The following is a 16,624-nucleotide window of genomic DNA, read 5'->3' on the forward strand; positions in this document are numbered from 1 at the left end:
ATAATCAACAAGTGAAAACAGTTATTGTTTTTTTAAACTATATAAAAAATTTAATTATTTTAAATGTTAATTTAATACCTGGTAAATAATAAACAAATATTGTCTTTTTTCTGTTCGAGTTTATTACAACGATGAAATTAAATAGTGTTAATAGTATACCTATAACTAGGTATTAATTGTTTCTAATAAATCAAGTTTACTAATTTGAAAAAAGTGTCGTAGCCGTCATGATTTAACGCTCCATTACCATTATACTAACGAAGCCCTTACCCTATTGATACAAAGGATATGAAGATGGAAGACAAATTAAAACAAAGCGCTCTAGATTTTCATGAATTTCCCGTACCTGGCAAAATCACAGTAACACCAACAAAACCACTCATAACCCAACGTGATTTAGCATTAGCTTATTCACCAGGCGTCGCTGTTCCTTGTTTAGAAATTGCAGCAAATCCTCTTGCTGCTTATCGCTATACGGCAAAAGGTAACCTTGTCGCGGTGATTTCAAATGGTACTGCGGTACTCGGACTTGGAAATATCGGCGCTTTAGCAGGTAAGCCTGTAATGGAAGGTAAAGGCGTTTTGTTTAAGAAGTTTTCTGGCGTTGATGTTTTTGACATTGAAGTTAATGAAACAGATCCTGATAAACTTGTTGATATTATTGCGTCATTAGAGCCAACATTTGGTGGTATTAACCTCGAAGATATTAAAGCACCAGAGTGTTTCTATATTGAGAAAAAACTTCGTGAGAGAATGAATATTCCTGTATTCCATGATGATCAGCATGGTACAGCGATTATTTCTACAGCCGCTATTCTCAATGGCTTGCGCATTATTAAAAAAGAGATTAGCAAAGTAAAATTAGTGGTATCAGGAGCGGGTGCCGCGTCAATTGCGTGTATGAATTTATTAGTTGCTTTAGGGCTAGCACGCGAAAACATCACAGTATGTGATTCTAAAGGGGTTATCTATCGTGGCCGTGAAGCTAATATGGCAGAAACCAAAGCTGCTTATGCGATTGAAGATAACGGCACTCGCACATTAGATGATGTTATTAATGATGCTGATATTTTCTTAGGTTGTTCAGGGCCTGGCGTATTAACGCAAGAAATGGTCAAGAAAATGGCACGCGATCCACTTATTCTCGCGCTTGCAAATCCAGAGCCTGAAATTTTACCACCACTAGCAAAAGCGGTACGTTCTGATGCAATTATCTGTACTGGTCGTTCTGACTACCCAAATCAGGTTAATAACGTATTGTGTTTCCCCTTCATCTTCCGTGGTGCATTAGACGTTGGTGCGACGACAATTAATGAAGAGATGAAACTTGCTTGTGTTCATGCGATAGCCGAATTAGCGTTAGCTGAACAAAACGAAGAAGTCGCTTCAGCGTATGGTGATCAAGAGCTTTCTTTTGGTCCAGAATACATTATTCCAAAACCGTTTGATCCACGCTTGATTGTGAAAATTGCGCCAGCCGTTGCAAAAGCAGCAATGGATTCTGGTGTTGCAACACGCCCAATTGAGGATTTCTCTGCTTATATCGAACACCTTAATGAGTTTGTTTATAAAACGAACTTATTTATGAAACCTATTTTCTCTCAAGCGAAAAAAGAGAAAAAACGTATTGTGTTAGCAGAAGGGGAAGAAAACCGCGTACTGCATGCAACTCAAGAATTAGTCACATTAGGATTAGCCTCACCAATCTTAATTGGTCGCCCTAGTGTGATTGAAATGCGTATTCAGAAATTGGGTTTACATATTAAAGCGGGTAAAGACTTTGAAGTGGTGAATAATGAAAATGACCCACGTTTCAAAGAATATTGGCAAGAATATCATCAAATTATGAAACGTCGCGGTGTATCACAAGAGCAAGCTCGCCGTGCAATGATTGGCAATCCAACACTTATTGGCGCCATTATGGTTCGCAGAGGTGAAGCAGATGGTTTGATTTGCGGTACAGTAGGGAGCTATGCAGAACACTTCGAAATCTACAAAAATGTGTTTGGTTTACGTGAAGGTATGGAAACGGCAGGAGCAATGAATGCCCTGTTATTGCCAAGTGGTAATACTTTCATTACAGATACTTATGTTAATGAAGATCCAACAGCCGAACAACTCGCCGATATTACTCTGATGGCAGCGGACACTATTCGCCGCTTTGGTATTGAACCAAAAGCAGCGCTAGTTTCTCGCTCAAGTTTTGGCTCTTTTGATAGCCCATCATCAATTAAACTTAGAAAAGCATTAGAGATAATCAAACAACGTGCACCTGAATTAGAAATTGATGGTGAAATGCATGCCGATGCGGCATTAGTAGAGTCTATTCGCCGTGATGTGATGCCAGACAGCCCATTAAAAGGCTCTGCAAACTTGTTAGTTATGCCAACAATGGAAGCGGCACGTATTAGCTATAATTTACTACGTGTAACGAGTTCTGATGGTGTGACCGTAGGTCCAGTATTAATGGGTGTTGCTAAGCCAGCTCACATCCTAACGCCAATTGCGTCAGTACGTCGTATCGTAAATATGGTGGCATTAGCTGTTGTTGAAGCTCAGGCTCAATCTCAAAATTAATTGTAACTAATTAAATAATTTCATCCATAAAGCGCCTTTTATTAGGCGCTTTTTTTATACTATTGGAATAGATATAAAATATCAAATGCAAATTAATATAAGAATGATATTGATAATTATTAGCAATAATATTAACCTGTTCGTCTAACCAAAGTAGGTATATATAACTAATAGGATGATTATGTTTTTCTCAATATTAAAAAGGATCTTACTACTAGTCTCATTAATAAGCCTTTCAGCATGTCATTCGATAGAAAAACAACCGGTATCAACCCTAGATTTAGAAATTATTCAGTCGGCAAACATCATTGATACTCAGACAGGGCAATCCATCACGGCAGATACATTGTTAACACGATTAGCAAGTCAAGCACGTGTGATTATTGGTGAAAAACATGACAATGCTTATCATCATGACATTGAATATTGGTTAATGACAGAACTGCCTAAAAAACGCCCTCAAGGCGCGGTTTTACTTGAGATGCTAACACCAAGTCAGCAATCATTAGTTGATAACACAAAAAAACGTTATTCAGGCTCAGAATACCTACGGGATGAGCGATTAATGGCGGCATTAAAATGGAATTCAGGTTGGCCTTGGAAATGGTATGGTAATATTGTTAAAGCAGGACTAAGCGCTGATTATCCTTTATTAGCGGCAAATATTGATCGCAGTGAAATATCTAGTGCGTATAAAAATCCACCTATTATTGATGGTGTACATTCAACTGAGACATCTGTTCGTCAACTTATTGAAAAAACAATCAAGCTTTCTCATGGTGGTGAGCTTGATAAAACACAAGCAGAAAAAATGACAGTTATTCAGCAATTGCGTGATCGTGCAATGGCGAAAAGTTTATTAGATGCGCCGACACCCGCACTTTTAATTGCTGGCTCTTTTCATGCCACAAAAGTAATGGGTGTACCTTTGCACGTTGCTGATTTAGCACCGAATGAAAATGTGACAGTCGTGATAATGATGGAAGAGGGAAGTGATATCACTTCAGCTCATGCCGATTATCTTTGGATAACACCTGTCGCATTACCTTAATTTATTGATAACACGAATATGCTTATTTCCTCTTTTATGGATCAAATGCCGAAATTTCAGCTTTATAGTTCTAAAGCATTTATTTTGGCTATCGGTATACATGCTGTTTTTGTCATGGCTTATTTTTATTTCAATAAAGAGAATACGGTATTTATACAAGAGCCTGAAGTAGCTGTAATGATGAGCTTAAGTGAAAACGTACAAGCAATCAGCGATGAAAAACAGATTGTAGGCGCCGATCAACAACTGGCGGTGGCAAGCCAAAAAAAGGTAGAGCAAGATATTGCTGAAAAGCAGCATGATCTGATTGTGAATGAAAATGCTGATATTTTGATCGAAAAACCTAAAAAAAGGGTCAATGTAGAGCAAACTGCTAAAGTAGCCCCTGTTACTTCTCCTGTAAAGCCAGCACCTACCATTAGTGAAAATGTGTCTAGCCAATCAGCACCTTCAAGTAGCCGCTCTGCGGCAAGACAGCAATCTAGTGATGTTAGTGCAAATTATGACAGTGATTCGGATAGTTCAGAAAGCGCATTAGCATTATGGCAAGCTAAAACAAAAGGACATCTTAATCGCTATAAAGCCTATCCTGAAGAAGCAAAAAGCAAAGGGAGAACGGGGATTTCTAAAGTGCGCTTTATTGTTGATGAACAAGGTTATGTCATATCGAGTGAACTAATTCTCAGTAGTGGTGTGCGTTCTTTAGATAGAGAAGCGCAAAGAGTACTCAAACGTGCTGAACCCTTACCGGTACCGCCTCTTGAGTTATTGTCGAAAGGTAAAATAATGGTTGAAATGCCAATTGAGTTTTCTACACTAACATTCTAACGACAGGTTAAAAAGGAAATAAACGTTATGCTAGTCGCAACCAAAAAACGGATGACGTTGCAATTAACGAGTGCGATCATAGCATTGTTAATTTCAACAACACCTGCATTGGCTCAAAATCAAAAGGACTCCCTAGTGACGCCACCAAAAGCAAATAAAGTACCTCATGTGATGACAGAACATGGAGATACGCGTACTGACAATTATTATTGGCTAAGAGATGATTCACGTAAAGATCCTAAAGTGCTTGATTATCTTAATGCTGAAAACGCCTATACCGAATCCGTAATGAAAGAAGGTAAGGCCTTAGAAGAAACACTCTTTAATGAAATGGTGAGCCGCATGGCTCAAAATGATGAGTCTGTGCCTTACATTTATAATGGTTATACTTATCGTACTATTTACCAAGAAGGTAAAGATTTTCCTATTTATCAGCGTAAACCAGTTAATAGCGAGAGTGAATGGGAAGTTCTCGTTGATGGAAACGAACGTGCTAAAGGGCATGAGTTCTATCAATTAGGTGATTTGACTATCAGTCCAGATAACAAACGTATAGCGATTGCTGAAGATAAAGAAGGGCGCAGAAACTATAATGTTGCCTATAAAGATTTGTCAGATAACACATGGAAAGAGAATGTGTTAACCAATATCTCAGCAAACTTAGTGTGGGCAAATGATAGCAAAACACTATTTTATGTTGATAAAGATCCGCAAACGCTACTGCCTTATCAAATCTATCGCCATCAATATGGCACTGATCGCAAACAAGACGTCAAAATCTTCGAAGAAAACGACGATCGCTTTTATACATGGATGGGTAAAAGCAAATCTGAAGATTACATTCTGGTCTCTATTGAAAGCTCAACAACCTCAGAGTCTCGTTTAATTGATGCGAATGCACCAGAAAAACCAATGGTTATCTTCTCTGCACGTCAAGAAGGGCGCGAATATGATATCGACCATTTTAATGGTGAATTCTATATTCGTTCGAATCATGAGAGTGAGTTGTTTGGTCTTTATAAAACGGCATCAATCGATAAACCTTGGAAAACCGTCATTGCACCACAAAAAGATGTCGATTTAGAAGGTTTTGATCTGTTTAATCGCTGGTTGGTTGTGGAAGAAAGAAAACAAGGTCTAGTCTCATTGCGTCAGATTGATTGGAAAACAGGTCAATCAACTAATGTCACGTTTGACGATCCTGTTTATATGGCATGGTTAGGATTTAACCCTCAAGCAGATAGTGAAGAGCTTCGCTTTGGTTATACATCCATGACAACACCATCTTCAACTTATCAATGGAATATGCAAACACATCAAAAGAAACTGCTTAAACAGCAAGAAGTAAAAGGTTTTGAACGTGATTTGTATGAAAGTGAGCGCATTTGGGTAAAAGCACAAGATGGTGTTGAAGTTCCCGTATCATTGGTTTATCGCAAAGACTTATTTAAGAAAGGTGAAAATCCTATCTTAATTTATGGTTATGGCTCTTATGGTAGTAGCATTGATCCATCATTTAGTTCTCCTCGTTTAAGTTTGTTAGATAGAGGTTTTGTCTATGCGATTGTTCATGTCCGTGGTGGTGGTGAATTAGGTAAGCGTTGGTACAACCAAGGTAAAATGGAACATAAAGTTAATACGTTTACTGACTTTATTGATGCCACTAAATACCTAATTGCAGAAGGTTACGGAGCACCTAAACACGTTTACGCTATGGGTGGCAGTGCGGGTGGTTTATTAATGGGCGCTGTTGTGAATATGGCACCAGAATTATACCGTGGTGTGGTATCCCAAGTTCCATTTGTTGATGTTGTGACAACCATGCTCGATGCTTCAATTCCTTTAACAACAGGAGAATATGAAGAGTGGGGAAATCCTGCCGATAAAGACGTTTATTTCCGCTTAAAATCTTATAGCCCATACGATAATGTCGTTGCTAAGGCTTATCCTCATTTATTAGTCACAACAGGATTACATGATTCACAAGTACAATATTGGGAGCCTGCGAAGTGGGTTGCTAAATTACGTGAATTAAAAACAGATAATAACCTACTATTACTTGATACTAATATGAGTGCAGGGCATGGTGGCAAATCAGGACGTTTTAATCGCTTACGTGATACCGCAAAAGAATATGCCTTTATTCTGATGTTAGAACAGCCTGAAGTCTATTTTAAAACTCAAAATATAAAATAGAATAATCGGTATAATAAATCAGTTTAATAATTTAGCCTGTCTCTCTTTAAGAGAGACAGTGCTATTATTTAAAACGAATATAACAATAATAATATTTTCTAGTTTAATAACTTTATATAAAGCAACGTGAGCCTATTTAAAGAAAAATAAAGAATAGGTTTATTATGAAATTTACAAGAAAAATTATTAGCACTCTTATTTTATTTTCGGGTGTTAATCATTTTGTCATCGCTTCTGAAACAGATAAAGCAGTTCAATTTAGTAGTTTAAAAGTATCATCAACACAAAAAGAAACGCCAGAACAAAAAGCATTGGGAAAACCAGGGGCTTATAGCGCTATTGGTGAAATTAATAATCTTGAATCTGTAGAACAAGCATTACGTTCAACGCCAGGAACGTATACTCAAATGGATGTAAGTCAACCGGGTGTTAGTGTCAATATTCGCGGGCTTAGTGGTTTTGGGCGCGTGAATATGATGGTGGATGGTGTCACACAAACGACATATAGCACATCCCCTAGTCAAATTAGTCATGGCGGTCAACCATATAACCAATTTAATAGCATGCTTGACCCAAACTTTATTATTCAAGTGGATATTTCGCGCGGTCAACAAGATGGTGAAAATAGCATTAATGCGTTGGCGGGTAGCGCTAACTTTAAAACCATTGGTGTCGAAGATGTTTTATTTAAAGGGAACTCATGGGGAATAAGAAGTAAAGCTGCTGGTGGCACGAATGGTCTAGGCTATAACGGTATGATTGCTTTTGCAGGGCAACGTTCTCTATTTAATGATAATAGTTCAGTTGGCGCAATGCTTGCTTTAAGTGGGCATAAAATAGAATCGTCTTATAAGAATGGTGCAGGATTTAATAGTGAAGAGTTTGCCACTAATAAACACTTTAATCAAAAACCACACTCAGAATTGGCGAAAATTAATATTAAACCTAATGATTCTCATGAATTAGAATTAAGTGGTCGGTTTTATAATAATAACTTTAATCGACGTAAAATTGATGCTAAAGATTATTATGCAAAATATCGCTATACGCCATTAAATGACCTTTTTGATAGTGAAATTCGTTTAAGTCACAGCCAAGCCTCTCAAAAATTTGAAGGTGATTCTTTAATGAGCTTGCGTAATGCAAATGCAGAAAATATCTCTGATTCATTAGTGGCTAAAAATACCAGTCGCTTTAATTACGGCGAATTGGATATGGCATTTACATTAGGCTCAAAGTTAATGTTTACAGAATATAAACGTAGCGTTATTGCACCATCAACAGATGCTTGGCAAGCAAACAATATGGTTGAAAATAACGTATTTGCACCTCAAGGGAAAAATAATTTAACCAGCTTCTTTTCACAAATGAAATTTGAATATGATATTTATACGCTAAATTTCAATTTAAATTATGTGGATTACAATATAAAAGGGCATAAACCAGCGTGTGCTAGCCGTGATGCATGTTTCCCTGAAGGTGCAATGGATCTTAATCGCCATGATAGAAATTGGGAGCCGGGAATGCTAATTGCAGCTGAAATTATTCCTGAATTTCAGCCCTTTGCAAGTTATGCTCACACTATGAGAGCGCCAACTTCACAAGAGATCTTCTTTGCCAATGAAGGCGGTGCTTCAATGAACCCATATTTAAAGAGTGAAAAGGCTGATACATTCCAACTTGGATTTAATAGTTATCGTCCTGATTTAATTGTTGAAGGGGATAGCTTACGATTTAAAGGATTGTGGTATCACACCAAGATCAAAAATTATATTTCTAGTGAATCTTTTATAGTGTGTAAAGGAGGGATCCGTTGTAGAGCTGATGATTCATTAACATTGGATGACTACGCCAATATGGAAAATGACGGTAACATTCATCTTCATACTAACAGTATCGATCCTGTGACTTTGCGTGGTTATGAGCTACAAGCTAATTATGATGCAGGGATATTTTACGCTAACCTTTCCTATAGTGATCAACGCACTTCACAACCCACATCAATTGCGAGTTTAGATTTTGGACAAACTCCTGCTTCAGAACTTCCTAAATATTATGCCACTATTGATACTGGTGTTCGCTTCTTTGATGACCAGTCATTAGAATTAGGTACGGTGATCCAAATAACAGGTAAATCGCGTAAATCAGCACCGGAAGGGGTAGACTACGATTTAGGTATAGTACCTATGGTTGAACAAGAAAAAATCCCAACGATAATTGACGTTTACAGTAATTATCAAATTAATAAAAATGTCTCATTGAAATTTGCTGTGCATAATTTAATGAATAAAAATTATTCTAATGCACTTGATAGAAGTAATTCAGCGCCAATTATGCAAGATCCGGGTGCTAACACTCAGACGGCTCGCGGTAGAAGTTACTTGTTTGCAGGAGAGGTGCGTTTTTAGTATTTAATAATAATTATCTGAAGATGTCATCTGAGTAAATAATAAAAAACGGCACCAAATATGATTTTGAGGCCGTCTTTCTTTTATATTTATATAAAGCTTAAATCACTTGATTTGACTTAATCGTTATTTTTAGCAGTTGTTTTGCGTTTTGCTCTTATCTTTTGTGTTTTCACCACTTCACTAGTGATCCAACCATCTTCAACTCGGGTTTTTAGAGGATCACCCACTTTTACTTGTTTAGTATTTTTCAGCACCTCTCCAGACATAGTTTCACTAATACTGTAACCGCGAGAAAGTGTTGCGAGAGGACTCACACTTTCTAAACGAGAACAGCTAATAGCGAACTGTTCACGTTGACGAGATAGCTGTTGTGCAATACTTTCTCGCATACGGTAAATCAACAGCTGTTGTTGGCGAAGTAATGTTTGAATTTGGGAACTAGGCTCTTGGTAATTAAGGCGTTTTTGTAGTTGTGTTTGTTGATGTTGTTTGGCTTGCAATAGTCGCTGAAAACTAGAAACTAAACGCTGTTGTGTGGAAGCTAATACATTTTGCTGACGAGCAAGACGTAAATGAGGATGCTGTTGCTGTAAACGGTGATAAAGCTGTGTTATTGCGCGTAATTTTTTCGCTAAGTAGTAATCCATTGCCATTTCAAGGCGTTGTTGTTGTGATTGCAATTGGCGCAATAGCTCAAGCTTGTTTCGGCTGATTAGTTCTGCTGCTGCAGAAGGTGTTGGCGCCCTAAGGTCAGCAATAAAATCAGCTATGGTTACATCAGTTTCATGACCAACAGCACTTACAATGGGAATTTCACTGGCAAAAATAGCACGGGCAACGCGTTCATCATTAAATGCCCAGAGATCTTCTAATGAACCACCGCCACGGCCAACGATTAAGACATCACACTCTTTACGGCGGTTAGCAAGTTCGATGGCATGAACAATTTGCATAGGCGCCTCAGCACCTTGAACTGCGGTTGGGTAGATAAGCACAGGTAATGAAGGATCACGACGACGAAGAATATTTAAAATATCGTGTAATGCGGCACCCGTTGAAGAAGTGATGACCCCGATTTGTTTTGCTGGTGATGGCAGAGGTTTTTTGTAAATGGCATCAAATAATCCTTCTGCACTGAGTTTTTGTTTTAATAGTTCAAATTGTTGTTGTAAAAGCCCGTCACCAGCAGGTTGCATACTTTCAACAATCAATTGGTAATCACCTCGTGGTTCATACAATGTAATTGTTGCGCGAACTAAGACTTGCTGACCATGCTGAGGGCGAAAAGTCACTTTAGCATTTTGCCCACGAAACATCGCAGCTCTAATTTGGGCATGAGTATCCTTTAACGTAAAATACCAGTGACCAGAAGAAGGCTGAGTAAAATTGGAAATTTCAGCGCTGATCCAAATGCGACCCATTTCCATTTCTAATAACTGACGAACGGTCTTATTTAGACGGCTAACAGTAAAAATATTATTGTTTATTGGTAGTGTCATGTGAGCCAGATCAAATTTTAAAACAAAGACTTAATTGATTGATACTACCTAAGTTAGTGGTAGGGGCAATAAAAATTTTGAAAAAAAGCTAGAAGCAACCGATTTCGGTGTGTATAATGCCGCGGCAATATTTTCTATTTCTTAAAAGCCGCCTTGGTGAGATATTGCTATGTTACGAATTAAAAAAGAAGCACTTACATTTGATGATGTTTTGTTAGTTCCTGCACACTCCACTGTTCTTCCTAATACTGCCGACTTATCTACTCAACTGACTGAAACAATCCGCCTAAATGTTCCTATGCTTTCTGCTGCAATGGATACTGTGACTGAAGCGCCTTTAGCTATCGCATTAGCTCAAGAAGGTGGAATTGGTTTTATCCACAAAAACATGTCTATCGAACGCCAAGCAGAAGAAGTTCGTCGTGTGAAAAAACATGAAAGTGGTGTTGTCACTGATCCTATCACCGTAACACCAGAAACTTCTTTACGTGAAGTTCAAGCAATGACTGAACGCAATGGCTTTGCTGGTTATCCTGTTGTGACTAATGATAACGAATTAGTTGGTATTATTACTGGCCGTGATGTTCGTTTTGTAACTGATTTAGACCAACCTGTTACTGCGGTAATGACACCTAAAGAACGCTTAGTGACAGTACAAGAAGGTGAAGCACGCGATATCGTTATGCAAAAAATGCATGAAAAACGTGTAGAAAAAGCGTTAGTGGTTGATAACCACTTCCACCTGAAAGGTATGATCACTGTAAAAGATTTCAAAAAAGCAGAACGTAAACCTAATGCTTGTAAAGACGAACATGGTCGTTTACGTGTTGGTGCCGCTGTTGGTGCGGGGGCAGGTAATGAAGAGCGCGTGGCTGCATTAGTTGCTGCTGGCGTTGATATTTTGCTTATTGACTCTTCTCACGGTCATTCTGAAGGTGTACTGCAACGTATTCGTGATACTCGTGCTTTATATCCTAACTTACCTATTATTGGTGGTAATGTTGCAACCGCAGAAGGAGCTTTAGCATTAGCTGATGCTGGTGTAAGCGCGGTTAAAGTAGGTATTGGCCCAGGATCAATCTGTACAACACGTATCGTAACAGGCGTTGGTGTACCGCAAATTACCGCTATTGCAGATGCGGTAGAAGCACTAAAAGATCGCAACATTCCTGTTATTGCCGATGGTGGGATTCGTTTCTCTGGTGATATCGCGAAAGCATTAGCAGCGGGCGCAGCTTGCGTTATGGTTGGTTCAATGTTTGCAGGTACTGAAGAATCTCCAGGTGAAATTGAACTGTTCCAAGGTCGCTCTTATAAATCATACCGTGGTATGGGTTCATTAGGTGCAATGTCTAAAGGTTCATCAGACCGTTACTTCCAAACTGATAATGCCGCAGACAAATTAGTACCAGAAGGCATTGAAGGTCGTGTTGCTTATAAAGGATTATTGAAAACCATCGTTCATCAACAAATGGGTGGTTTACGTTCATGCATGGGCTTAACAGGCTGCGCAACCATTAAAGAATTAAATACTAAAGCTGAATTCGTTCGCATCAGTGGTGCGGGTATTCAGGAAAGCCATGTTCATGATGTTACTATCACAAAAGAATCACCTAATTATCGCTTAGGTATGTAATTTATTCCGAGAAAGGCTTGTGGTAATAATACAGCGCAAGCCTTTCAACTTTATGACTTTATCTGTTTTGGAATTCACCACAAATGACAGCAAATATCCATAATCATCGCATTCTTATCCTTGATTTCGGTTCACAGTATACGCAGCTTATTGCTCGTCGTATTCGTGAAATCGGCGTTTATTGTGAACTCTGGGCATGGGATGTTACAGAAGAACAAATTCGTGAATTTAATCCTAATGGTATTATTCTGTCTGGTGGCCCTGAAAGCACTACAGAAGACAATAGTCCTCGTGCGCCAGAATATGTATTTAATGCAGGTGTTCCTGTATTAGGAATTTGTTATGGTATGCAAACGATGTCGATGCAATTAGGTGGCGACGTCGAAGTTTCTGGTGAGCGTGAATTTGGTTATTCACAAGTTGAAATTCGTGAAACTTGTGCACTGTTCAATGATATTCAAGATTCAGTTAGTGAAGATGGTAAACCATTATTAGATGTGTGGATGAGCCACGGTGACAAAGTTACTGCTATTCCATCAGACTTCGTGACAGTAGCAAGCACTGAAACTTGCCCATTTGCTATTATGGCCAATGAAGAAAAACGCTTCTATGGCGTTCAATTCCATCCAGAAGTGACACATACTCACCAAGGTTTAGCGATTTTAAAACGTTTTGTTTTAGATATTTGTGGTTGTGATGCTTTGTGGACATCGGCTGCAATTATTGAAGACACAGTTGCTCGTTTAAAGGAGCAAATTGGTGATGATCACGTTATTTTAGCATTATCAGGTGGTGTTGATTCCTCTGTTACCGCATTACTATTAAACCGTGCAATTGGTAAACGTTTAACCTGTGTATTTGTTGATAATGGTTTATTACGTCTGAATGAAGCAGAACAAGTGATGGAAATGTTTAAAGGTAAATTTGACCTTAATATTATCCATGTTGAAGCCGAAGATCGCTTCTTGACTGCACTGAAAGGCGAAAACGATCCTGAGAAAAAACGCAAAATCATTGGTCATACATTCATTGAAATCTTTGATGAAGAGGCCGTTAAACAGCCACAAGTTAAATGGTTAGCACAAGGTACTATCTATCCTGATGTGATTGAATCAGCAGCGTCAGCAACTGGTAAAGCTCATGTGATTAAATCACACCACAATGTGGGTGGTTTACCAGAAGATATGAAACTGGGCTTAGTTGAGCCATTAAAAGAACTGTTTAAAGATGAAGTGCGTAAAATTGGCCTAGAGTTAGGTTTACCTTACGATATGCTTTATCGTCACCCATTCCCAGGACCTGGTTTAGGGGTTCGCGTATTAGGTGAGATCAAGAAAGAGTACTGTGATTTATTACGCCGTGCTGATGCTATCTTTATTGAAGAACTACATAAAGCTGACTTATATAACAAAGTAAGCCAAGCATTTACTGTGTTCTTACCTGTACGTTCAGTGGGTGTTATGGGCGACGGCCGTAAATATGACTGGGTTGTTTCATTACGCGCAGTTGAAACCGTAGACTTTATGACTGCGCATTGGGCACATTTGCCGTATGACTTCTTAGGTCGTGTTTCTAATCGCATTATCAATGAAGTAAGCGGAATTTCCCGTGTTGTTTATGATATTAGCGGTAAGCCACCAGCAACCATTGAGTGGGAATAAAATACCGTTTATCAGCAATAGTTGATAAAGGTTAAAAAACTAAGAGCCATCAGTAAGTTACTGGTGGCTTTTTTGTATGTTTCTATTTATTAGTGATAGGCTTATTTTTATAAATAATAAACTCAATAAAGTTTTGGATTGATATTTGCTCACTTAACGGTAATTTAGAATAAGTTTTTCTATCGTAATTAATAGCGCCTTTATTATTCGTGCCAAGAGATCTTGCAAATTAAGAAAATAGGAGATAAGGAGATCATGCATAATGAGATATTAAAAAAGTTGCCGCAAATAGAGCAAGAGTATCAAGTTAAATTACTTTATGTTGCAGAAAGTGGTAGCCGAGCTTGGGGGGTTGCTTCAACAGATAGTGATTATGATGTGAGAGGTATTTTTATACGTCCACGCAATGCTTATCTTTCTATTGATAAACCTAAAGAAACCTTCGAATGGATAGAAAATAGTTGGTTTGATGTTGGTGCTTGGGATATTACAAAAGCGCTGCACTTATTACGTAAATCGAATTGCATATTATTAGAATGGCTCCAATCGCCAATAATTTATCAACAATATTCTAATGTTCAAAAAGAGTTATTTGAACTGGCAAAACTCTATTATCAACCAAAAGTAATTGTTCATCATTACAGAGGAATTGCTAAAGTTGTGAGTAGATATTCTCCTGAAAATAACTCTAAAAATGAGATTAGTGCAGAGCCAATAAAATTAAAAAAATGGTTCTATATGTTACGTTCTCTTTTATCTGCCTATTGGATGGTGAAAACGGGTGAAATTCCACCTATGGAATTGGATAAACTGATAAAAATTTTAACTGTTGAAGAACAAAAAACCATCAAAGAATTAGTAGAATTTAAATCAGATAAAAATGAATATTTTACTTGGGTTCCAACACATACGATGCAATATCTAGTGACTTTTTTATGGAAAGAGACAAATGTCCAATTAACCAAAAGAATAGTACCTGATAATGATATTTTAAATAATTGGTTTAGGAAAAAATTAGATGAAACTGACTATTGAAGATATAAAACCTTACCTTTTATTTGAAAGTATCGCTGGAAGTCGTTCACATAATCTTGCGACAGAAAAATCAGATACAGATATTAAAGGAGTCTTTTACCTCCCTAAAGATCTTTTTTATGGGTTGGAATACACACCACAAGTAAGTAATGAAAGCAATGATATAGTCTATTATGAGCTTGGGAGATTTATAGAACTATTATGTGCATCTAATCCTAATATTTTAGAGCTACTTAATTCACCTGAACATATGGTTATTTATCGACACCCTTTAATGTCATTAATAAAGCCAGAATGGTTTTTGTCTAAAACTTGTGTTCAAACATTTGTACATTATGCACAAAGGCAGGTTAAGAAGGCTCAAGGGCTAAACAAAAAAATAGTAAATCCAGTTGAAAAAAAATTAAAAACCATTCTCGATTTTTGTTATGTCATTGAAGATGGAAAAACAATATTAATCAATACATGGCTAAAAAATCGGCATTGGAAACAAGAACATATTGGGTTAACAAAACTTACCCACGCACAAGATATTTATGCAATTTATTATGATGATAAAGTGTCTTATCAAGGAATAATAAAAAAAGAAAATGCTAATGATGTATTGCTAAGTAGTATTTCTAAAACAGCAAAACCAGAAGGTTATCTTAGCTTTAATAAAGAAGGTTATAGTGCATATCGCAAGCAATATCATGAATATTGGCAATGGGTTGAGCAACGTAATGATGTTCGTTACCAACAAAACATCGATCATGGAAGAAATTACGATAGTAAGAATATGATGCATACTTTTAGATTACTTTATATCGCACTAGGGATAGCACAAGAAGGGAAAGTGAAGGTTTGGTGTGATAATAGAGATGAATTATTAGCAATTAAAGCAGGACAATTTAGTTATGATGAATTATTAGAGCGTAGTGAAATTCTTATTAAGACCATTAATAATGCATTTCAACTAAGTCTATTGCCTGATGAAATTGAGCCTTCAATTGCAGAAGTTGCTCTTATAAATATAAGAAAAGCGCTCTATAAATAGTAGAAAAATGAACTAGCCTAGAAAACTAATATCCCTTACATAATGTAAGGGATATGCTATTTTTAATATTTTAAGTATACAAACTAAATACGAAAATATTTATTAAATAGCGTTTGCGTATGAAAATATTAATTAGTTGCAAGATACTCAGGATAAGCATCTGTTAACTTCATATAGATACGCTTGTGCGTTGCTTTCTTTCTGAAATCCTGTTTTAAACAGATTTTAGCTGCATTTTTTAACTCAGCAGGTACATTTTCAGCGTTTGTAGAGGCAATAATGGAAAAACGCACTTTCTTTTTAGACCGACTTAAATTATAAGGTAAACCTAAAATTCGTCTTGCGACTCTGTTTGTTTTCACAACTCACTCCTTTTTACATGTAATTTAGAGAAAGCCCTTTTATTATAACAGAAAATAAAAAGAATAAGGTGTTGGTAACCTTATTAATTTAGCATTAAAGGCTATTTTCTCTATAATTTTTAAAATATATTTAGATTAATAAAAAATGTTTTTCTAGTCGAAATTTAACTAACTAGATTGTCGTTACTTTAAATTAAAATTTTTATTCTTATAAAGAGTATTTAAAATACTGTCATTATTAAAAATAATAAATTTAGTTTAATATTAACAATGGGTTACTTGTCTTATAATTTAGATGATAATGATATAAGATGTTTTAAATTACAAATAAT

The 16,624-nt window shown here is 37.0% G+C and carries 11 protein-coding genes; 9 read left to right on the forward strand and 2 right to left on the reverse strand.

From position 1 onward, the window contains the following. Positions 1-294: 294 nt before the first annotated feature. The 5 genes from maeB to CUB63_RS01800 all read left to right on the forward strand — a co-directional run bounded on the left by maeB (position 295) and on the right by CUB63_RS01800 (position 9,060). Positions 295-2,577: an NADP-dependent oxaloacetate-decarboxylating malate dehydrogenase gene (gene maeB / locus CUB63_RS01780; protein ID WP_109847327.1), complete on the forward strand. Its 2,283-nt coding sequence runs from the start codon at positions 295-297 to the stop codon at positions 2,575-2,577. Positions 2,578-2,758: 181 nt separating this feature from the next. Next, complete coding sequence (locus CUB63_RS01785) at positions 2,759-3,628, forward strand: ChaN family lipoprotein (protein ID WP_109847328.1); 870 nt, start codon at positions 2,759-2,761, stop codon at positions 3,626-3,628. A 45-nt stretch (positions 3,629-3,673) separates the two neighbouring features. Beyond that, a complete protein-coding gene (locus CUB63_RS01790) occupies positions 3,674-4,456 on the forward strand; it encodes an energy transducer TonB (RefSeq protein ID WP_229096582.1) in 783 nt (260 codons plus the stop codon). Positions 4,457-4,483: 27 nt separating this feature from the next. Continuing rightward, positions 4,484-6,652 (forward strand): S9 family peptidase, encoded by a 2,169-nt coding sequence (locus CUB63_RS01795; protein ID WP_109847329.1) that lies wholly within the window; start codon positions 4,484-4,486, stop codon positions 6,650-6,652. 164 nt (positions 6,653-6,816) lie between these two features. Next, positions 6,817-9,060 (forward strand): TonB-dependent receptor, encoded by a 2,244-nt coding sequence (locus CUB63_RS01800; RefSeq protein WP_109847330.1) that lies wholly within the window; start codon positions 6,817-6,819, stop codon positions 9,058-9,060. Between the two features lie 119 nt (positions 9,061-9,179). Here CUB63_RS01800 and xseA read toward each other — a convergent pair whose 3' ends face one another. After that, positions 9,180-10,562 carry an exodeoxyribonuclease VII large subunit gene (gene xseA, locus CUB63_RS01805; RefSeq protein ID WP_006533013.1) on the reverse strand — a complete coding sequence of 461 codons (1,383 nt, stop codon included), beginning with the start codon at positions 10,560-10,562 and terminating at the stop codon, positions 9,180-9,182. Between the two features lie 169 nt (positions 10,563-10,731). Between xseA and guaB the strand changes: the two genes are divergently transcribed. The 4 genes from guaB to CUB63_RS01830 all read left to right on the forward strand — a co-directional run bounded on the left by guaB (position 10,732) and on the right by CUB63_RS01830 (position 15,930). Next, positions 10,732-12,198: an IMP dehydrogenase gene (gene guaB, locus CUB63_RS01810; protein ID WP_072064176.1), complete on the forward strand. Its 1,467-nt coding sequence runs from the start codon at positions 10,732-10,734 to the stop codon at positions 12,196-12,198. A gap of 83 nt (positions 12,199-12,281) precedes the next feature. Beyond that, positions 12,282-13,859 carry a glutamine-hydrolyzing GMP synthase gene (guaA, locus tag CUB63_RS01815; RefSeq protein ID WP_006533010.1) on the forward strand — a complete coding sequence of 526 codons (1,578 nt, stop codon included), beginning with the start codon at positions 12,282-12,284 and terminating at the stop codon, positions 13,857-13,859. A 255-nt stretch (positions 13,860-14,114) separates the two neighbouring features. Further along, a complete protein-coding gene (locus CUB63_RS01825; RefSeq protein WP_109847331.1) occupies positions 14,115-14,894 on the forward strand; it encodes a nucleotidyltransferase domain-containing protein in 780 nt (259 codons plus the stop codon). Continuing rightward, entirely contained in the window at positions 14,878-15,930 is a 1,053-nt protein-coding gene (locus tag CUB63_RS01830) for a DNA polymerase beta superfamily protein (protein WP_072064139.1), read from the forward strand. The genes CUB63_RS01825 and CUB63_RS01830 overlap by 17 nt, the downstream gene beginning before the upstream one ends. A 128-nt stretch (positions 15,931-16,058) precedes the next feature. On the opposite strand, the gene sra is transcribed toward CUB63_RS01830, so the two are convergent. Then, complete coding sequence (gene sra, locus CUB63_RS01835; RefSeq protein ID WP_006533006.1) at positions 16,059-16,292, reverse strand: stationary-phase-induced ribosome-associated protein; 234 nt, start codon at positions 16,290-16,292, stop codon at positions 16,059-16,061. Positions 16,293-16,624: the final 332 nt, after the last annotated feature.

Source organism: Proteus penneri (assembly GCF_003144535.1).
GTDB lineage: Bacteria > Pseudomonadota > Gammaproteobacteria > Enterobacterales > Enterobacteriaceae > Proteus > Proteus penneri.